The organism is Pseudoalteromonas distincta (genome assembly GCF_005877035.1).
Taxonomy (GTDB): domain Bacteria; phylum Pseudomonadota; class Gammaproteobacteria; order Enterobacterales; family Alteromonadaceae; genus Pseudoalteromonas; species Pseudoalteromonas distincta.
The window spans coordinates 18554-38752 of the sequence record NZ_CP040558.1; the positions used below are offsets into that span (position 1 = coordinate 18554).

Genomic DNA, 20199 nt, shown 5'->3' on the forward strand with positions numbered 1-20199 from the left:
CTCTTTAAAAATTTGGAAAAGCTGATAATAAAATTCTGATAGATACATTGTATTTATCAAGAGTTTTCAAAAGTAAAAAAAGAATGGTAGCAGTACCATTCAGTGCCATTTAGTTAACTCTTATGAGTTGATTGATTGGTATCTACTTTAGTATTCAATATTAACTTCTGGCGAAGTTAAACTGTCACAAAACAAAGACCCGTTTGGGTTGTATGGTTAAGTGACTAAGCGTACACGGTGGATGCCTTGGCAGTTGGAGGCGATGAAGGACGTATTAACTTGCGATAAGCCTAGTCAAGCTAGTAAAAAGCGCTTGAGACTAGGATTTCCGAATGGGGAAACCCACCTGCTTGCAGGTATCGTTAACTGAATACATAGGTTAACGAGGCGAACGCGGAGAACTGAAACATCTAAGTACCCGTAGGAAAAGAAATCAACCGAGATTCCGAAAGTAGCGGCGAGCGAAATCGGAACAGCCCTTAAGCTTATTATGTGTTAATGGAAGGCTCTGGAAAGTGCCACGATACAGGGTGATAGTCCCGTACATGAAAAGACATTTTAAGTGAAATCGAGTAGGTCGGAGCACGTGAAACTTTGACTGAATATAGGTGGACCATCATCTAAGGCTAAATACTCCCAACTGACCGATAGTGAACCAGTACCGTGAGGGAAAGGCGAAAAGAACCCCTGTGAGGGGAGTGAAATAGAACCTGAAACCGTGTACGTACAAGCAGTAGGAGCCCACTTGTTGGGTGACTGCGTACCTTTTGTATAATGGGTCAGCGACTTATATTTTGTAGCGAGGTTAACCGAATAGGGTAGCCGTAGGGAAACCGAGTCTTAACTGGGCGACTAGTTGCAAGGTATAGACCCGAAACCCGGTGATCTAGCCATGGGCAGGTTGAAGGTTGAGTAACATCAACTGGAGGACCGAACCCACTAACGTTGAAAAGTTAGGGGATGACCTGTGGCTAGGAGTGAAAGGCTAATCAAACCGGGAGATAGCTGGTTCTCCCCGAAATCTATTTAGGTAGAGCCTCGGACGAATACTTACGGGGGTAGAGCACTGTTAAGGCTAGGGGGTCATCCCGACTTACCAACCCTTTGCAAACTCCGAATACCGTAAAGTAATATCCGGGAGACACACGGCGGGTGCTAACGTCCGTCGTGAAGAGGGAAACAACCCAGACCGCCAGCTAAGGTCCCAAAGTCATAGTTAAGTGGGAAACGATGTGGAAAGGCCCAGACAGCCAGGAGGTTGGCTTAGAAGCAGCCATCCTTTAAAGAAAGCGTAATAGCTCACTGGTCGAGTCGGTCTGCGCGGAAGATGTAACGGGGCTAAACTATGCACCGAAGCTGCGGATTCAGAATTTATTCTGAGTGGTAGGGGAGCGTTCTGTAAGCGGTTGAAGGTGTACCGGGAGGTATGCTGGACGTATCAGAAGTGCGAATGCTGACATGAGTAACGATAATGGGAGTGAAAAACTCCCACGCCGGAAGACCAAGGGTTCCTATCCCATGTTAATCAGGGTAGGGTAAGTCGACCCCTAAGGCGAGGCCGAAAGGCGTAGTCGATGGGAAACAGATTAATATTTCTGTACTCGATATAATTGCGATGGGGGACGGAGCAGGCTAAACAAGCATGGCGTTGGTAGTCCATGTGAAAGTGAGTAGGTTGGCGACTTAGGTAAATCCGGGTTGCTATTAAGACTGAGACACGAGACGAGTCACTAAGGTGATGAAGTTGTTGATGCCATACTTCCAGGAAAAGCCTCTAAGCTTCAGATTATATGGAATCGTACCCCAAACCGACACAGGTGGTCAGGTAGAGAATACTAAGGCGCTTGAGAGAACTCGGGTGAAGGAACTAGGCAAAATCGTACCGTAACTTCGGGAGAAGGTACGCTCCTATCTGTGATGAGACTTGCTCTCTAAGCGGACGGGAGCCGCAGTGACCAGGTGGCTGGGACTGTTTATTAAAAACACAGCACTGTGCAAAATCGCAAGATGACGTATACGGTGTGACACCTGCCCGGTGCCGGAAGGTTAATTGATGGGGTTATCCTTAGGGAGAAGCTCTTGATCGAAGCCCCGGTAAACGGCGGCCGTAACTATAACGGTCCTAAGGTAGCGAAATTCCTTGTCGGGTAAGTTCCGACCTGCACGAATGGTGTAACCATGGCCACGCTGTCTCCACCCGAGACTCAGTGAAATTGAAATCGCAGTGAAGATGCTGTGTACCCGCGGCTAGACGGAAAGACCCCGTGAACCTTTACTACAGCTTGGCACTGAACATTGAACCTACATGTGTAGGATAGGTGGGAGACTTTGAAGCAGCGACGCTAGTTGTTGTGGAGTCAACCTTGAAATACCACCCTTGTAGTTTTGATGTTCTAACGTTGGCCCCTGAATCGGGGTTACGGACAGTGCCTGGTGGGTAGTTTGACTGGGGCGGTCTCCTCCTAAAGAGTAACGGAGGAGCACGAAGGTTGGCTAAGTACGGTCGGACATCGTACGGTTAGTGTAATGGTAGAAGCCAGCTTAACTGCGAGACAGACACGTCGAGCAGGTACGAAAGTAGGTCATAGTGATCCGGTGGTTCTGAATGGAAGGGCCATCGCTCAACGGATAAAAGGTACTCCGGGGATAACAGGCTGATACCGCCCAAGAGTTCATATCGACGGCGGTGTTTGGCACCTCGATGTCGGCTCATCACATCCTGGGGCTGAAGTCGGTCCCAAGGGTATGGCTGTTCGCCATTTAAAGTGGTACGCGAGCTGGGTTTAGAACGTCGTGAGACAGTTCGGTCCCTATCTGCCGTGGGCGTTTGAGAATTGAGAGGGGTTGCTCCTAGTACGAGAGGACCGGAGTGAACGAACCGCTGGTGTTCGGGTTGTCATGCCAATGGCATTGCCCGGTAGCTACGTTCGGAACTGATAAGCGCTGAAAGCATCTAAGCGCGAAGCAGGCCTCGAGATGAGTTCTCACTAGACTTTTAAAGTCTCTGAAGGGCCGTTGAAGACTACAACGTTGATAGGCAAGATGTGGAAGTGGTGTGAGCCATTAAGCTAACTTGTACTAATTACCCGTGAGGCTTAACCATACAACGCCAAACGCGTTTTATGCGACAGTTTGACAGAAGTTAATATGACTAAAGTAGATATTACTGAAAAGACTTAAAAAATATTATCAGATATTTTCCAAATTCAGTTAGTGCGCAGAAATACGTATTAACGCCCAAATTTGCTTGGTGACAATAGCGTTTTGGACCCACCTGACTCCATGCCGAACTCAGTAGTGAAACGAAACAGCGCCGATGATAGTGTAGCATTTGCTATGTGAAAGTAGGACATTACCAGGCTTCAAATTGTAGAGAGCCCGACTAGAAATAGTCGGGCTTTTTTACGTCTGCAGAAAAGTGAAATACGCGCAATTAATACACACTCACAGCAACATCCATCACGTAGGTCGGCCGTAGCGACTCCCGACGTTAAAATCACAACAAAACTTCTCAGTATTTCAGTCGGCCAATAAAGTAGCATTTGCTAAGTGACTCTCCACCGCTGTGGGCACTACGACATTACCAGGCTTCAAATTGTAGAGAGCCCGATTAGAAATAGTCGGGCTTTTTTACGTCTGAAAAAAGTGAAATGTGCGCAATTAACACACACTGACAGTAACGCCCATCACGTAGGTCGGGCGAGCGTAGCGACTCCCGACGTCAAAAGCATAAAAAACCTCCGCTCGACAATGAGTGGTAGCATTTGTACTTATGGGTAAATAATACCAATTGGTTTAACATCTGACCTAATATAAAAGCGTTAATTATCTGGTCTTGTGATAAGTATTGAACATGAACTTTAAGCCCTTATATACGCTTTGGGTAGGTTACTGAAGAGAATAAAAATAGTTAGGTAGAGATTGATACAGAGGTTTTACACATAGAGCTTAAATCTAAGGGGCATGAGGTTTTTAAATAATAGTGTTCATGGAGTGCCTATCTAAACTTGCAGTATTAACTACCCTTCATTAATTGTTTTATAGCCAGATAGGCGTTTAGGGGCTGCTTTAATTTGATATGTACTGAGCGTTATTAATTTTTAATCCTAAGATTAACGAAGGCCATATACTTTATATTAAAAACTATCGACAAAACTTACTGAAAAGCAATTCATGTACTCCTTCAGCTAAAGTTTATTTTGTATTCTCTTGGTTCTAATTAACCACCTATATACGCCGATAATGAACAATGCAGCAGATCCGAAGCCACTTAACACCCAAATGACTTTTAAAATGTTACCGCCAATGCTGCCATCATGTAGAGGGTGTATCCAGTTTTTTATTTTACTAGCCGTACTTTGCTTATCTATATTAAACACGCTCTCTAACTTTCCTGTAAGTGCATTAACCTCTATATAGCTATGTGGAAAGCGATACGAAGGATCGTTTACAGTTTGAAATCTTAATCTGTAAATAGCATTTAAGTTTGATGGTGTTTCAATCCAAGCTAAACGCGCATTCGGTAATGCTTTTTCAGCTATTAATACCGCTTGTGATAAAGAAATATCGGTTTGTTTGCTCGGTTGAATTTGTGTTTTTGGTGGGGAGTTTATATCGCTAACTAGAGCGGTTAATATAGGATCTGTTTGTTTTGGAATAGCGAGCATAACACCTGTAACAGTTAAAGCTAGTAGCGGTATGCAGAAGGTTAAACCAATTAGTTTATGCCAGTCGTATAGCAAGCCTATTTTAGAGCTACGAGATTTAAATTTTAGTGCCTTTACCCACTGCCCAGGCTTTGGAAACCAAGCAAAGAATCCAGAGATAAGAAGAACTATTGAGGCTATGCCTATATAGCCAACGACGAGAGTGCCCGTTGCTCCTGTTAGTAATGAAAAATGTAAGTTGTACATCCAAGTTACTAAGTATTTTCCCCAATAGTTTTTACGTATTACTTTATCACTACTGCTAGATAGCCATACCATTAAGGGGGCAAAGCCTTGCTCTTTTGTTTCTATTGGATTGTAGTATCGCGCGGGAATTACTGAATTTATACCTGTGTTTTCTAATCGCCATGGCCCTTGCTTTGAAGGGAAATTGGCTCTTAGCGTATTATATGCTTGATCCCAATTAGGCGTTTTTATGTTTGTAGTAGCGTCATTTGCTGGATTTAGCAGTAAGTCTATTTGCGGATAGTAAACTAATATAGAGCCAGAAAGAGTGATAATAGTAAGTAAAACACCTACTGATAGGCCTAAGTATAAATGTAACCGCCTGAATGTTTTTCGCCATGAAAGCTTTAGTGTCATTAATTAAATAGCCGTAATGAGTAATGCAGTTTTATTGGGTATTAAGGAATGATTAATTACGCGGTATATTATATGGTTTTTGATATGAGTTGTGCGGCATTTTGTCGCACTTATTAAATTAGGTATTTAGAAAGTAAAACGCCAGCCCTTGGCTGGCGTTAAAATACAAGCTTGAAGCTTATTTAAGCTTTTGGCCCTGCATTTTTTATATCGTCTGATACGTCATACTTAGCAAAGTTTTCAGTGAAGTCAGCGGCAAGTTTTGCTGCATATTCATTGTACTTAGCTTTATCTTCCCACGTATTTATAGGATTAAGTAGGTTAGTATCTACACCTGGAACTGCTACCGGTACATCTAGGTTTAAAACATCAATGTGCTGAGTTTCAACACCGGCTAATTTACCCGATACGATTGCATCAACTACTGCGCGAGTAGTCGGAATATCGAAGCGCTTACCTGTGCCGTAAGGACCGCCAGTCCAACCTGTATTCACAAGGTATACTTTAGCGCCAAACTCGCGTACACGCTTCATAAGAAGCTCAGCGTAAACACCAGCAGGACGTGGGAAGAATGGCGCACCAAAGCAGGTTGAAAACGTTGATTCAATATCGCTAGTAGAGCCAATCTCAGTTGAGCCAACTTTAGCTGTGTATCCACTTAAAAAGTGAAAAGCAGCAGCTTCTTCGCTAAGAACAGATACCGGTGGTAATACACCGCTTACATCACAAGTTAAAAATACAACAGCTTTTGGTTCGCCTGCGCGGTTTTCAACTTTACGTTTTTCAACATGTTCAAGTGGATATGCTGCACGGCTATTTTGAGTAAGGCTAGTGTCGTTAAAATCTGGAACGCCTTTTTCATCTAGCACTACATTCTCTAAAATAGTACCAAAGCGAATTGCATTCCAAATTACAGGTTCGTTCTTTTGTGACAGGTCGATACATTTAGCATAGCAACCGCCTTCAATATTAAACACGCTTCCAGGTGCCCAACCGTGTTCGTCATCACCAATTAAAAAGCGAGTAGGATCTGCTGAAAGAGTTGTTTTGCCCGTACCAGATAAACCGAAGAATAATGCTGTATCGCCTGCTTCACCAACGTTAGCAGAACAGTGCATTGGTAATACACCTTTTGCTGGTAGTAAGAAGTTTTGTACAGAAAACATCGATTTTTTCATTTCACCGGCGTAGCGCATACCTGCTAGTAATACTTTACGCTGTGCAAAGTTAATAATAACGGTGCCATCGCTATTTGTGCCATCACGTTCCGGCTCGCATACAAACGAAGGAACGTTCATTACTTGCCATTGTGGTAAGTTTGAGGCGTTATAGTTTTGTGGTTCGATAAACATGTTTTTGGCAAAAATATGGTGCCACGCTGTTTCTGTAGTTACGACTACAGGTAGATAATGCTCAGGGTCAGCGCCAACTTCTAGGTGAGAGGTGAAGTGGTCATTACTTTGAACATGTGCTTCTACGCGAGCCCATAATGCGTCAAATTTTTCTGCATCAAATGGGCGGTTAACGTTGCCCCATTGAATGTCATCTTGAGTTGTCGCTTCTTGAACAATAAAACGATCTTTTGGTGAACGGCCAGTTCGTTTTCCTGTAATTGCAACAAAAGCACCATTTGCGGCTAAAGTACCTTCGCCACGGCGGATCGCATGCTCGACAAGTTCAGCTGCGGTTAAATCGACAAAACGTGTAGCGCCTGTAGTCATGTTTATACCTAACTATAATGTGTGAGAGTTTGAACGGGATAGCTCTGGGGTTATCAGTGCCCTTAAGCTGAAATTATAGTAACAGAAGGTTTTGAGATATTCGAGCCCGTAAAGCCTCTAAAAACACATATATTTGCTAAAAAACATGAATAATTTCAATGATACCGGTGTCAGTAAATTAACAAAATTCATGACACCGGTATCATCTTTTTATAATATAAAACCGCATATTTTGCGGCTTTAATTACTATATATAAATGAAGCTGAACATTTAATTGAAAATGCTTTTTATGTCTTGTTCGTTAAAAACATACTCTTTTAAACAGTAATGACAGTTAATGTTAACAGTCCCTTTCTCAGCTACATCTTTGAGTAGCTCTTCTTGTCCAATATTAACAAGTGCAGTAATTGTTTTATCACGACTACAACCACATTTGAATTTAATAGCTTGAGGTTCAAATACGCGAGGATTATCTTCGTGATAAAGACGTGTAAGAACAGTGTTCGCATCTAAGTGTAACAACTCTTCATTTTTAATCGTGTTACTTAATGCTTCTAGGTGTGCAAAGTCTTCAATTGATTTTTGTTTATCAACTGGAAGCACTTGTAAAAATAGACCACATGCTTTTGCGCTACCTTCAGTAGTGTCAGTTGCAAACCAAAGACGTGTTTTTAGCTGCTCAGATTGCTCAAAGTAACTTTCGATACATTCACTAAGAGTATCATGCTCTAGCGGCACTATACCCTGGTAGCGTTCACCTTTTTCAGGGGTAATAGTGATTACCATATAGCCTTGGCCAATAAGCTCTTTTACAGTTGTGCCCGTAATTTCGCTTTGCAGGCGTGCAATACCACGCATATTTTGTTTGTCATCACCATTTATAACAGCATATTTAACTGGGCCATCACCTTGAAGCTGTACAGCAATTTCACCTTCAAACTTTAAGGTAGCAGTAAGTAAACAGGTTGCAACGAGTAACTCACCAAGTAATGCTTTAACAGGATCTGGGTAATTATGGTCGGCAATCATTTCATTATAAGCACTCTCGATTTGTACGAGTTCGCCACGAACATCTAGTTCGTTGAATAAATAACGGTGAAGTAAATCTTGTTGCATGAGCGGCTATACCTAACTTGATTTCATTTTTAAAAGTTCGCGTCTTTGCTTTTTATCCGGTTTTTTATCCGGATGGGGGGCAAAAAAGCTGTTATTTTTGCGTGCGATGCTGTTCTCTTCGCGTTTAGCAATACTGGCATCAGATTCTTGATACATGGTCTGTGCAATGGGGGCGCTTTGGCGTTTTTCAAGCACTGAGAGTATGGTTATCAGCTTTTCATCTACTCCTTGTGCAAGTTTTATGTTTGCGCCAACTTCTACTATTTTACTCGCTTTTGTACGTTGTCCATTATAATGCACTTTGCCGCCTTGTACCATTTCACGTGCAATAGCACGAGTTTTATAAAATCGCGCAGCCCACAACCATTTATCTAATCGAACTTTTAACCCATCCGCATGGTCTGAGTTGGTATTAGCGTTACTTTTTTTACTCATAAGGCATTTCCCCACGTTTTATAGCTTAAAATTTATCATGAAATCATCGTAGGATGAAGGTATTACAACAGCCGTTTACTTTTTATACGGTTATGTAAAGTTAATTTAATCTGTTTACAAAGTTTAATATTAGTGTGCTTGTTGAAAGAAAAATGAAAGGGTACTATGGGTACGCGCTAACGCAGTAAATTAAAATAAGAACACTATTTATGGAACAGCAAATCCAACAACTAAAACAATTTTTAACTCGTTTACCGCATGCTAAGTTAAGTGCATTAGTGACACTCTTAGTTGTTGTTTATCTTGCATTTTTATTATCAAAACTTGTTTGGCTTTTGTGGCCAAAACCACCGATAACTCTGCTTACCCCTAGCCATCATGCTAATCAGTCATCTGGTGCGAGTAATAACTCTGCGCAGCATATTGTTGAGCAATTCTTATTTGGTAAAAAAACTGTAACAAACAACAATAATACTGCAAAGCAATCGCAGGTTATAAACAATGCGCCAGAAACACGCCTAAGTATAAATTTAACCGGTATTGTAGCGGTTAATAACGATGATAAAGCAGGTATCGCAATTATTGAATCACAAGGTAAGCAAGTAAGCTATCTTGTTGAAGAAGTTGTATTAGGCACGCGCGCTGAAGTAGCACAAATATTACCTGATCGTGTTATTTTGAATGTTAATGGGCGTTTTGAGACATTGATGCTTGATGGACTCGATTTTAATAAAACGGTATCTATGCCAGTACTCGCTGCCCGTGATGATGCTGAAATGGGTCCGCAAAAATTAGAGCCAAGTGAACTACAAATAGATGCTACTGCAGATCCAGACGTTAAAGAAGCAATTATAGAAACACGTGAAGAGCTGCTCGAAGAGCCAGGCAAATTATTTGACTATATACGTGTTTCACAAGCCATGAATGATGGCGAACTAATCGGATATCGTTTAAGTCCAGGTAAAGAGCCTGAACTGTTTAAACAAATGGGATTAAAAAATAACGATTTGGCTATTTCTATAAATGGCTATCAATTAACAGATTTAAAACAGGCTATGTCAGCTATCAACGAGCTGCGTAATAGTACAGATGCCAATATCACTATAGAACGTGATGGTGAACAAATTGATGTGCAATTTAGTCTGCAATAATTTAGCTTTGGAGTTTTAATATAATGGTTCAGGTGCTACACCTCAAAAAAATTAAAAAAGGGTTAGCTAAGTACGCAGCACTTTTTTTGGCGGCAAGTATTTCTTTGTCTGTTTCTGCTGTTGAATATGCTGCTAACTTTAAAGGAACTGATATCAACGAGTTTATTAATATTGTTGGTAAAAACCTTAATAAAACAGTGATTATTGACCCTAACGTGCGCGGCAAAGTAAATGTTCGCAGCTATGAGTTAATGGACGAAGCACTTTATTATCAGTTCTTCTTAAATGTATTGGAAGTTTATGGCTACTCAGCTGTTGAAATGGACAATGGCATAATTAAGATAGAAAAAAGTTCAGACGCCAAAAAATCAAATGTACCACTTATTGACGAAGGTAGTGAAGCTAGCGGCGACATGATGATTACACGTGTTGTACGTGTTAAAAATGTAAGTGTACAAGAGCTTGGCCCTTTGGTTCGTCAATTTAGCGATCAAAAAGATGGTGGCCACGTTGCCAACTTTAATGCGGCTAACGTTATGATGCTAACGGGTCATGCAGCATCGGTTAATCGCTTAGTTGAGATCATTCGTTCTGTTGATCAGGCGGGTGACAAGCGTGTAGACATCGTTAAGCTTAAATATGCGACGGCAGATGATGTTGTCTCTGTGGTAGATAATATTTATAAAGACAGCGGTAAAGGTAGCGTACCTGAATTCTTAATTCCAAAAGTTGTGGCTGATGGCCGAACTAATAGCGTTATTGTAAGTGGTGAAGGCCAAGCACGTACACGTGCTATTGAGCTCATTAAGCGCTTAGATGGTGAGCTAGAAAGCCAAGGTAACACCAAGGTGTTTTACTTAAATTATGCTAAAGCTGAAGATTTGGTCAAAGTATTGCAAGGTGTTAGTAAGTCCCTTGTTGAAGATGCACAAGGCGGTACTACTAAAACTCGTAGCAGAAGCAATAATGAAAGCAGTATAGAGTCTCACCCTGACTCAAACTCATTAATTATTACCGCACAGCCAGACACAATGCGATCACTTGAATCTGTAATTGAACGCCTTGATATTCGCCGTGCCCAAGTACTAGTTGAAGCCATTATTATTGAAGTAATGGAAGGCGACGGGGTTAACTTAGGCCTGCAGTGGATTTCTGAGCAGGGCGGTATGTTGCAGTTTAACAACGGCACTACGGTTCCCGTGGGTTCATTAGCTGTTGCTGCAGAGCAAGCACAAGATACAACCGTAACTAAAACTATCATTGGTACAGAAACTGGAACCGTTACTAGTTATGACGAAACGACTGAGGGTGACTATGATGCGCTTGCTTCATTGCTAAGTGGCATTAATGGTTTAGCGCTGGGCGTTGTTAAAAATGATTGGGGCGCAATTATTCAGGCTGTTGCCACTGATACAAATTCAAATATTTTGGCTACCCCTTCTATTACTACAATGGATAACGAAGAAGCTTCTATTTTAGTCGGTCAAGAAGTGCCTATTATTACAGGCTCACAAACGGGCAGTAATAATGCTAACCCATTTCAAACAGTTGAGCGTCAAGAAGTCGGTATTAAACTGATAGTTACGCCACAGATTAACGATGGCTCTGCAGTACAACTTACTATTGAGCAAGAAGTATCGAGCGTAAGTGGTGCAACTGCTGTTGATATTTCAGTTAATAAACGTGCAATTAAAACAACGGTTATGGCCGATGATGGCGGTATGGTTGTACTTGGCGGTTTAATTGACGAAGACGTACAAGAAAGTGTTTCTAAGGTACCGTTATTAGGCGATATCCCTATATTAGGTCACCTGTTTAGATCAACAAATACAACGCGTCGTAAGCGTAATCTTATTGTATTTATTCGCCCAACCATTATTCGTGATGGTGTAAGCATGAATAAGTTAAGCTTTAATAAATATAACTTTATTCGTGGTGAGCAGTTCAAACAAAAAGAAGACGGTATTGAGTTAATGCCAATGACGGATACGCCTATTTTACCTGAGTGGAATGACGAACTGGTACTTCCACCTACGTATGAAGAGTCTCTACGTAAACAAAATGCACAAGAGCGTAAAGATGACTAATGCGATTCAAGAGATAAACCAAGATGTGGTTCATCCTCAAACGCATAATCAGGATGAGCTATTAACGAGTGATGTGTTAGTTGAGTTACCAGCAAAGCGTTTGCCATTTTCCTATGCAAGACGCGCAGGTGTGTTGCTTGGTAAAAACAAAGATCATCGTATAGTTTACTACCGTGGTGAGCTAGATGTGGAGGTACTATTAGAAGTACGCCGTATCGCAGGCCATGGTTTTACACTTGAGCAATTGGATGATGATAAATTTGAGCTATTGCTTGAAGCGTCATACCAACGTGATAGCTCTGAAACGCAACAAATGATGGAGGATATTGGCAACGAGGTTGATTTATTCTCACTTGCTGATGAGCTCCCGCAAACTGAAGATTTACTTGCTGGTGACGATGATGCACCAATCATCAAGCTTATTAACGCCATGCTAAGTGAAGCGATTAAAGAAGGGGCTTCTGATATTCATATCGAAACCTTCGAGCAAGAGCTTGTTATTCGCTTTAGGGTCGACGGCGTGCTTAAAGAAGTACTTAAGCCTAATCGTAAACTTGCATCGTTACTTGTATCTCGTATTAAAGTAATGGCTAAGCTTGATATAGCTGAAAAACGTATTCCACAAGATGGTCGTATTAGCTTACGTATTGCTGGGCGTGCAGTTGATGTGCGTGTATCTACAATGCCATCGAGCTTTGGTGAGCGTGTAGTACTGCGTTTACTTGACAAAAACAACGCGCGCTTAAACCTTGAAGATTTAGGTATGACCGCAGAAAATCGCGCATTGTTTTCAGATTTAATTAGTAAACCCCACGGCATTATTTTGGTAACAGGGCCTACGGGCTCTGGTAAAAGTACCACTTTATACGCTGGTATGAGCCAAATTAACTCACGCGATCGTAATATTCTTACCGTTGAAGATCCGATAGAGTACGAAATTCCAGGCATTGGGCAAACACAAGTTAATGCAAAAGTTGATATGACATTTGCACGTGGTTTACGTGCAATATTACGTCAAGATCCAGATGTAGTAATGGTGGGTGAAATACGCGACCTTGAAACTGCGCAAATTGGTGTTCAAGCGTCACTTACCGGTCACCTTGTTATGTCTACCTTGCATACAAATACCGCATCGGGTGCAATTACACGTATGGAAGATATGGGTGTTGAACCCTTTTTACTTTCATCGTCGTTACTCGGTGTGTTGTCGCAACGCTTAGTACGTACGTTATGTAATACCTGTAAAGAAGGTCACACGGCTGATGAGCATGAATGCCAGCTGTTAGGGGTTCCTTTTGAAAGCCAACCGACAATCTATCGAGCGGTGGGGTGCGAGGAGTGTAACTTTAATGGTTACCGTGGTCGTACAGGTATTCATGAGTTACTTGTAGTTGATGAAACCATACGCGAAATGATTCACAACGGTAAAGGCGAGCAAAGCGTAGAAAAATACATTCGTAAGCGCAGCCCAAGTATTCGTCAAGATGGGTGTAGCCGTGTACTGGTAGGCAAAACAACACTTGAAGAAGTATTGCGTGTTACCCGTGAGGAAGGTTAACTATGGCGGCGTTTGAATATCGTGCCTTAGATGGCCGAGGTAAAGAAAAAAAAGGCATTTTAGAAGCCGATACAGCTAAACAAATCCGCCAAACTTTACGTGATCAAAAACTAACGCCGCTTGAAGTTGTTCCTGCGGCGCAAAGTGATAAACAGGTCAAAGGCGAAAAGGCCCCTTTACTCGGTGGCTTTTTTAAGCCGACAATTTCAACCTCAGACTTAGCATTAATTACAAGGCAATTAGCAACACTTATTCAATCGGCACTCCCTGTTGAAGGCGCTGTTATGGCAGTTGCTGAGCAATGCGAAAAGCCGCGTTTAAAGCGGATGCTTATGTCGGTACGCTCAAAAGTAGTTGAAGGTTACACCCTTGCCGATGGTCTTAGTGAGTTTCCTCATGTTTTTGACGATTTATATCGTGCAATGGTAGCCGCAGGCGAAAAGTCGGGTCACCTTGACCAAGTTCTTAATCGTTTAGCCGACTATACCGAGCAGCGCCAACATATGCGTAGCCAAATAACTCAGGCTATGGTTTACCCTATTATATTAGTGGTATTTGCAATTGGTATTGTGTCGGTATTACTGGGTACCGTAGTACCAAAAATATTAAAAACGTTTGAAAAAACGAAACAAGTACTTCCTTGGACAACCGAATGGGTTATGGCAGGCAGCCATTTTGTGCAAAATTATTGGTTTATTAGTTTAATAGCGATTACAGCTATAGCCATTGGTATTAAGCATGCACTTAAGCAGCCTAAAATACGTTTTTGGTGGGATGACCGAGTGCTACATATGCCAGGTATAGGTAAAGTGGCTCGTGGTATTAACACCGCACGTTTTGCGCGTACTTTAAGTATTTTATCGTCAAGCTCGGTACCATTACTTGAAGGAATGCGTATCTCGGGTGGCGTATTAATCAACGAAAAAATTAAAAAAGCGGTTGCAGATGCATCCGATAGAGTGAGTGAGGGTGCAAGCTTAAGAGCTGCACTTCAGCAAACTAAGTTGTTTCCACCAATGATGCTGCATATGATAGCAAGTGGTGAAAAATCAGGTGAACTAGAGCAAATGTTAGAGCGTGCTGCAAATAACCAAGATCGCGAATTTGAGAGCATGGTTAATGTATCGCTTAAACTACTAGAGCCTGCGATGATCGCCTCAATGGCGGTTATTGTATTATTTATAGTAATGGCAATATTGCAGCCAATAATGGCGATGAATAAAGCTGTTGGACTTTAAGTTAGAATAAGTTTTTAAATATATTAGTGGTTTTACCTAAACCATTTTTACTTAATGTTTTTAGAATAATGAGGTAATTACGTGAATAAACAATCAGGTTTTTCTTTACTAGAAGTGATGGTGGTACTGGTTATCATCGGGATGATTATGTCAATTGTTGCACCTAACATTATGGGTCAGCAAGAAGAGGCTGCTATTGATAAAGCACATCTAGATATCCAGCAATTAGAAGATGCAATGAGCTTGTACAAGCTTAAAAATAAGAGCTACCCAAGCACAGAGCAAGGTCTTGAAGCGCTAGTTACCCAAACAAGCATTGAACCGGTTCCAAAACGTTTCCCTGATGGTGGCTTTATTAATGAATTACCAGAAGATCCTTGGGGTAATACTTATCAGTTAATTAGCCCAGGTGAAATTGGCAAGTTTGATATTTTTTCTATGGGCCCAGACGGTGAAGCAGGTACTGATGACGATATCGGTAATTGGGACGAAGAAAAACAATAATGCCTAAGTACACCGTTCTGTATGAACATGTTAATGCTAGAGGCTTGCTATGAAAGCAAGCCTTAAGCAGCGCCATGCAAAAAGCAGAGGCTTTAGTTTAATAGAAATTTTAGTGGTATTAGTGATCATCGCTTTTGCCACCAAAATGGTGGTATATAGCTTAGAAGGCGGTGCTGAGGAGGAGTTAGATACTCAAGCACTAAGGCTGCATACCACCATTAATATGGCATCGGAATTTGCTATTTTAAACCAAGTTGAATTGGGCTTATTAGTAGAAGAAAATACATTAGAGTATTTAGTTTTCGATGGTGAAAAGTGGATTACTTTTGACCGTGAAGATCTTTTTAAACCAATAGAATTAGATGAAAGATTAAAGCTCACGCTTAACTTAGAAGATTTAGCGTGGGCGCAAGATAACCTCTTAGAGCAATCTAACTGGCGCGAGCTTATGAGCGGCGGCGATGAAGACAGTTTACTTGAGCTTAAAAAGTTAAAAATCCCACAAGTACTTATTTTGTCATCAGGTGAGGTAAGCGCGTTTCAACTTATATTAGAGTTAAAAGAGCAAAGCGAGCCTGTGTATTACATTGAAGGTGAATTTACTGCACCAGTAAACTTTCGCCGAGAGCCAGAATAATGAAGCGCACTAAAGGGTTTACCTTATTAGAGGTGTTAGTGGCATTAAGTATTTGTGCCATGGCGGGTATAGCTGCAATGCAAGCAACAAGCGAGCATATACACCACTTAACGACTATTGAAGAGCAAACCTATGCATCTTGGGTCGCCGAAAACGTTATTATTGAACAGCGTACTAAAGGCGAACAATGGCAAGGTAAAAATAACCTTAAAGGCAGCGAAGTAATGGGCGGTGTTGAATGGTTTTGGCAACAAGAAGTTACAGCCACTGCTGACAAAAGCTTTGTAAAACTAACCATAAATGTTTTTACGGATGAAAAATATGAGCATTCAGCATATGAGTTATCAACGTATTTAAATAAAGGCAAAAAGTAAGTGAAGCAGCGCGGGTTTACATTACTTGAAGTTATGGTTGCACTGGGTATTTTAGCTTTTGTTATTATTGCTACGCATCAAATACTCGAGACGACAACAAGAGCAAAAGATGCCTCCGATGAAAAGATCGCTGAGCTAAATGGATTGCAAACAACATTTAGATTAATGGATCAAGATTTTAGCCAAATGACCAAACGCGCAGTTCGCAATGAATCGGGTGATGTTCAAGAACAATATTTACTTGCTGGTCGTTACGTTTTAGAAAGCCAATACGATGGTATCGCGTTTGTACGAGATGGCTGGATAAATCCAATTAACTTATTGCCACGTTCAGAACTACAAGCTGTTGGTTATAGAGTAATTGACGATAATCTTGAGCGTGTTTATCGGGTTTATGTTGATCAGCTTGATAATATGGAGCCGCGAGTTCAACGTGTGCTAGAAAATGTTGAAGAACTTAAGTTTGAGTTTTTAGATGATAAAAACGAATGGCAAGAACAGTGGGAAATTAAAGCCCTCCCTAAAGCGGTTGCTGTTACGTTGCAACAAATAGAAGCAGAGCCAATTCGTCGTGTATTTTTAGTTCCTGGGCAAGGCAAAGTTGTTGCTACACAAACTACGGATGTGAATAATGGTTAAGCAGCAATCATCGCGCGGCGCAGCACTTGTTATTGTTTTATTTATTGTGGCATTAGCGGCTATTTTAGCAGTAGAAATGAGTGCTAATTTAATGGTTCAAGTGCAAAAAAGTACAAACTTGCAAGGTCACCAACAAGCTAAATGGTACGCCTACGGTGCAGAAGAGCTTGCTATTAAAGGGCTAATACAAAGTAAAAAAGATGATGCCGATAAAACAACACTCGATCAAGTGTGGGCAACTCAAGGAGATGCTTCATACCCTGTTGATAACGGCACGTTAAGTGGCAAAATTACAGATTTACAAGCATGTTTAAATTTAAATGCTTTAGCCATAGCGCCAGAAGAAAATAGCGCAAGTAAAACAAACCCTGCACACAAAGCACTCTTTGCATTACTTGAAAACATTGAAGATTTACCTGCTGACGAATCAGAAGAGACAATGGCAGATAGCGTATTTGATTGGCTTGATGAGAACAGTATTACGTATCGCTCAGGCGCAGAAGAAGACGAGTACTTATCACGAGATTTTCCGTATATGACAGCCAATAGTTTATTTGCATCAACATCGGAGCTGCGTTTAGTTAAGGGCTTTAACCCATTAGTGATGGAAAAAGTATTGCCATATGTATGTGTAATACCAGGCAGTACGCTTTTATCAATTAACGTAAATACATTATTGCCAGAGCAAGCGCTCATACTCAGTGCCTTAATAGAAAGCTTGAGCTTATCTGGCGCAGAAGCGGTGTTAGGCGCAAGACCGCAAACTGGATTTGACACCATCGATGAATTTTTTGAACAGGTGAAGCAGCAAGGCGGTACTAATACTGACTCAATAAAAAGTCTATTTAGTATTAAAAGCGAATATTTTAAATTACAAACGCAGGCAAACTTTGTCGACCTGCGTTTTTCGATGACCACATTACTGCACGCTAAAGACGGCGACGTAACGATACTGGCGCGAAAATTTGGAGGCGTACAGTGACAGAAATACTGTTGATCCGCACGGGTCAAACCGAACAAGAATTACTTAACTGGTTAATTTACTCACCACAAGAACAAGAAATAATAGCTAGTGGCGAGTTACCAAATGCAGAGCATTTAAGTGAGCTAAGCGAAAAAGCACTTACCCGAGAAGTTGTCGTGTTATTACCCAGTGACCAAGTGCAATTAAAAACGGTCGCTTTGCCAACAAAATGGAATCGCAAGCTTGAGCAAGCATTGCCATACATGCTTGAAGAAGATATAGCATGTGACGTAGATGAACTGTTTATAGCAGTAGCGCAGCCGACAATGCTTGGTGAGCAACATGCAATTCGTGTAGCAATGACAGACCGTGAATGGTTTGAACAATGGCTTGCATTATTTGCTGAGCATAATCTATCAGTATACAGAATATTACCCGATGCTTTGTTGTTACCGCTTGCAGATGATGGCGCCGTAACTGCTATTGAGCTCAACAACCAATGGTTGTTTAAGCAAGGGCAGTGGCATATTGGTGCGGTTGAATCTAGTTGGTTGAATGGCTATTTAACAGCCATGGGTAACCCCGACATTAAACATTTTAGTCCTGCTAATCAGTTTCCTGAAAGCGTTAACTTACAAGCCCAAACAAGCGATTACGACTTACCTTTAGCATTATTTGCAAAACAGTTAGATAGCGTTAATTTTAACTTACGCCAAGGTATGTATCAGCTTAAAAAACAAAGCGCTTTGTGGTGGGGTTACTGGAAAGGCGCCGCAATTATAGCAAGTGTTGCATTGGTTTCTACAATTACAATAAAAGCTATTGAGTTACACCAACTTAATACACAAGTAGAAGTAGCTAAAGCTCAAGTAGTCGACAGATATCAAAAAGCATTTCCGGGAACTAAAGTTCGCCCTAATCTAATTAAAAGCCAAATTAAAGGCGCGTTAGATAAAATACAAGGCTCAAGTGAATCCGGCTTTTTAGACTTAACGACTAATTTGGTTGATGTATTTTCGCAAGTCAGCGAGTTTACACCTGAAACACTTCGTTATGACAAACGTCGCAATGAGCTGCGAATTCGTGCACGGGCTAAAGACTTCCAAACTTTTGGTAAAGTAAAAATCATACTTGAAAAGCAAGGTTTAACTGTTGAGCAAGGGTCTTTAAATAATGACGGTGATTATGTCGTAGGTGAAATTAAACTGCGAGGTGCAGTATGAAAAAGCAGTTAATGAAACAGTGGCGTTCGCTTAAAGAGCAAGAACAACAATTGGTAATGGTCGCTGGTGGCGTGTTTATTATTTTTGTTTTAGTAATGGGAATATTTAGGCCATTAAATAACGCGATAGAAAAAGCACAGCAATCTCAAATTAAACAACAAGAGCTATTAGCTTGGGTTGATGACAGTATTGTTAAGCTAAAGGCTGCAGGCAACACCAGTGTTGCTAGCAATACAAACTTAAGCCAAGTGGTAAACTCTACTCGTGGACGCTATAAAATCAATATTAGTAAAATGCAGCCCAGTAGTGATTCACTTCGTTTGACGCTTGACTCAGTAGAGTTTAATCAGTTAATAGAATGGCTAGATGAGCTAGTAAATCAGCATGGTTTAAAAATTGAAAATTTAGATTTAAGTCGCGATGATAAATCAGGCTATGTGCGCGTAAGCCGTTTAGTATTAGAGAATTAATTAATGAAAAAAATAATAACGTTATCGGCTGTCTTTTTAATTAGTTTTATTGTGTTTTGTATTATTAAATTACCAGCCAGTATTGCGCTTGATATAGCTAAGCCGTATTTTCCAAAGCAATTAGAAGTTGGGCAAACTGTAGGTACTGTTTGGCAAGGTCAAATGATGCAAGTTCGTTTTGATGGTGAGCAGTTAAATAATGTGCGCTGGGATATTGCAGGCTGGAAATTATTTACGGGCAAACTAAATGCGAACATAAAATTTGGTAACCCACGAGAACGCAGTGATATTTCGGGTTACGCAGATGTAAGTTATGGTTTTTTGAATAAAAAAGTAATAGTGACTGACGCCCTAGTACGCTCCACTGTAGAGCGTGCAATGCAACGTGTGCAACTTCCTCTGCCTGTTACCGCTAAAGGGCGTGTGATTTTAGAGCTTGATGAATACAGCTCAGGCGCACCTTATTGTGATTCACTAAAAGGTGAAATAGCGAGCCCTGATATTGATGTTCAAGGTTTAAATGGATGGTTTAATATTGGACCCCTAGCTGGTAAGTTAAGCTGTAAGTCGGGTGATGTTGCTATATTAATTGACCCAGATAATACGCTTGGCCTTGAGGCAGATGCTACACTTAAAGCTAATTTCGATTTTAGAGTGGCAGGTTATGTAAAACCAGATGCCAGCTTACCTAAAGATGTACATGATGCGGTTAAGTTTTTAGGCCGACCAGATAACCAAGGTCGCTACCCGCTCAACTTTTAATGTTTTAATA

At 41.1% G+C, this 20199-nt stretch carries 16 protein-coding genes and 2 rRNA genes; 14 read left to right on the forward strand and 4 right to left on the reverse strand.

The window, feature by feature from the left end; genetic code table 11:
- Positions 1-214 precede the first annotated feature (214 nt).
- A 23S ribosomal RNA gene (locus tag FFU37_RS00065) occupies positions 215-3103 on the forward strand.
- A gap of 143 nt (positions 3104-3246) precedes the next feature.
- A 5S ribosomal RNA gene (rrf, locus tag FFU37_RS00070) occupies positions 3247-3361 on the forward strand.
- A gap of 826 nt (positions 3362-4187) precedes the next feature.
- On the opposite strand, the gene FFU37_RS00075 is transcribed toward rrf, so the two are convergent.
- The 4 genes from FFU37_RS00075 to hslR form a co-directional block, all read right to left on the reverse strand.
- A complete protein-coding gene (locus FFU37_RS00075) occupies positions 4188-5309 on the reverse strand; it encodes a PepSY-associated TM helix domain-containing protein (protein ID WP_138488391.1) in 1122 nt (373 codons plus the stop codon).
- Between the two features lie 182 nt (positions 5310-5491).
- A complete protein-coding gene (locus FFU37_RS00080) occupies positions 5492-7030 on the reverse strand; it encodes a phosphoenolpyruvate carboxykinase (RefSeq protein ID WP_039488561.1) in 1539 nt (512 codons plus the stop codon).
- A gap of 271 nt (positions 7031-7301) precedes the next feature.
- A complete protein-coding gene (gene hslO, locus FFU37_RS00085; protein WP_002962025.1) occupies positions 7302-8147 on the reverse strand; it encodes an Hsp33 family molecular chaperone HslO in 846 nt (281 codons plus the stop codon).
- 12 nt (positions 8148-8159) lie between these two features.
- The gene (hslR, locus tag FFU37_RS00090) at positions 8160-8582 is read right to left on the reverse strand and encodes a ribosome-associated heat shock protein Hsp15 (protein ID WP_002962027.1); all 423 of its coding nucleotides are present in this window, start codon (positions 8580-8582) and stop codon (positions 8160-8162) included.
- Between the two features lie 209 nt (positions 8583-8791).
- On the opposite strand from hslR, the gene gspC reads away from it, so the two are divergent.
- The 12 genes from gspC to FFU37_RS00150 all read left to right on the forward strand — a co-directional run bounded on the left by gspC (position 8792) and on the right by FFU37_RS00150 (position 20189).
- The gene (gspC, locus tag FFU37_RS00095) at positions 8792-9733 is read left to right on the forward strand and encodes a type II secretion system protein GspC (RefSeq protein WP_002962029.1); all 942 of its coding nucleotides are present in this window, start codon (positions 8792-8794) and stop codon (positions 9731-9733) included.
- Positions 9734-9756: 23 nt separating this feature from the next.
- Positions 9757-11820, forward strand: coding sequence for a type II secretion system secretin GspD (gspD, locus tag FFU37_RS00100; protein ID WP_039488559.1), 2064 nt, complete (start codon positions 9757-9759; stop codon positions 11818-11820).
- Positions 11813-13378: a type II secretion system ATPase GspE gene (gene gspE / locus FFU37_RS00105; protein WP_138488392.1), complete on the forward strand. Its 1566-nt coding sequence runs from the start codon at positions 11813-11815 to the stop codon at positions 13376-13378. The genes gspD and gspE overlap by 8 nt, the downstream gene beginning before the upstream one ends.
- Before the next feature lie 2 nt (positions 13379-13380).
- Positions 13381-14616 carry a type II secretion system inner membrane protein GspF gene (gene gspF, locus FFU37_RS00110; RefSeq protein WP_002962033.1) on the forward strand — a complete coding sequence of 412 codons (1236 nt, stop codon included), beginning with the start codon at positions 13381-13383 and terminating at the stop codon, positions 14614-14616.
- Between the two features lie 81 nt (positions 14617-14697).
- Entirely contained in the window at positions 14698-15120 is a 423-nt protein-coding gene (gene gspG / locus FFU37_RS00115; RefSeq protein WP_002962036.1) for a type II secretion system major pseudopilin GspG, read from the forward strand.
- Between the two features lie 49 nt (positions 15121-15169).
- Positions 15170-15757: a pilus assembly FimT family protein gene (locus FFU37_RS00120; protein ID WP_039488557.1), complete on the forward strand. Its 588-nt coding sequence runs from the start codon at positions 15170-15172 to the stop codon at positions 15755-15757.
- The gene (gene gspI, locus FFU37_RS00125; RefSeq protein WP_002962039.1) at positions 15757-16131 is read left to right on the forward strand and encodes a type II secretion system minor pseudopilin GspI; all 375 of its coding nucleotides are present in this window, start codon (positions 15757-15759) and stop codon (positions 16129-16131) included. Before FFU37_RS00120 ends, gspI begins: the two co-directional genes overlap by 1 nt.
- Positions 16132-16770, forward strand: coding sequence for a type II secretion system minor pseudopilin GspJ (gene gspJ / locus FFU37_RS00130; RefSeq protein ID WP_002962041.1), 639 nt, complete (start codon positions 16132-16134; stop codon positions 16768-16770).
- A complete protein-coding gene (gene gspK, locus FFU37_RS00135; RefSeq protein ID WP_024596391.1) occupies positions 16763-17752 on the forward strand; it encodes a type II secretion system minor pseudopilin GspK in 990 nt (329 codons plus the stop codon). The genes gspJ and gspK overlap by 8 nt, the downstream gene beginning before the upstream one ends.
- Complete coding sequence (gene gspL, locus FFU37_RS00140) at positions 17749-18957, forward strand: type II secretion system protein GspL (protein ID WP_039488555.1); 1209 nt, start codon at positions 17749-17751, stop codon at positions 18955-18957. The genes gspK and gspL overlap by 4 nt, the downstream gene beginning before the upstream one ends.
- On the forward strand, positions 18954-19427 hold the full coding sequence (locus FFU37_RS00145) for a type II secretion system protein M (RefSeq protein WP_024596393.1): 474 nt from the start codon (positions 18954-18956) through the stop codon (positions 19425-19427). Before gspL ends, FFU37_RS00145 begins: the two co-directional genes overlap by 4 nt.
- Before the next feature lie 3 nt (positions 19428-19430).
- A complete protein-coding gene (locus tag FFU37_RS00150) occupies positions 19431-20189 on the forward strand; it encodes a type II secretion system protein N (RefSeq protein WP_138488393.1) in 759 nt (252 codons plus the stop codon).
- The last annotated feature ends 10 nt before the right edge of the window (positions 20190-20199 follow it).

Coding starts and splice junctions, on each gene's coding strand:
- FFU37_RS00075 (WP_138488391.1), bottom strand. CDS start 5,309: ATGACACTAAAGCTTTCATGGCGAAAAACATTCAGGCGGTTACATTTA.
- FFU37_RS00080 (WP_039488561.1), bottom strand. CDS start 7,030: ATGACTACAGGCGCTACACGTTTTGTCGATTTAACCGCAGCTGAACTT.
- hslO (WP_002962025.1), bottom strand. CDS start 8,147: ATGCAACAAGATTTACTTCACCGTTATTTATTCAACGAACTAGATGTT.
- hslR (WP_002962027.1), bottom strand. CDS start 8,582: ATGAGTAAAAAAAGTAACGCTAATACCAACTCAGACCATGCGGATGGG.
- gspC (WP_002962029.1), top strand. CDS start 8,792: ATGGAACAGCAAATCCAACAACTAAAACAATTTTTAACTCGTTTACCG.
- gspD (WP_039488559.1), top strand. CDS start 9,757: ATGGTTCAGGTGCTACACCTCAAAAAAATTAAAAAAGGGTTAGCTAAG.
- gspE (WP_138488392.1), top strand. CDS start 11,813: ATGACTAATGCGATTCAAGAGATAAACCAAGATGTGGTTCATCCTCAA.
- gspF (WP_002962033.1), top strand. CDS start 13,381: ATGGCGGCGTTTGAATATCGTGCCTTAGATGGCCGAGGTAAAGAAAAA.
- FFU37_RS00120 (WP_039488557.1), top strand. CDS start 15,170: ATGAAAGCAAGCCTTAAGCAGCGCCATGCAAAAAGCAGAGGCTTTAGT.
- gspI (WP_002962039.1), top strand. CDS start 15,757: ATGAAGCGCACTAAAGGGTTTACCTTATTAGAGGTGTTAGTGGCATTA.
- gspK (WP_024596391.1), top strand. CDS start 16,763: ATGGTTAAGCAGCAATCATCGCGCGGCGCAGCACTTGTTATTGTTTTA.
- FFU37_RS00145 (WP_024596393.1), top strand. CDS start 18,954: ATGAAAAAGCAGTTAATGAAACAGTGGCGTTCGCTTAAAGAGCAAGAA.
- FFU37_RS00150 (WP_138488393.1), top strand. CDS start 19,431: ATGAAAAAAATAATAACGTTATCGGCTGTCTTTTTAATTAGTTTTATT.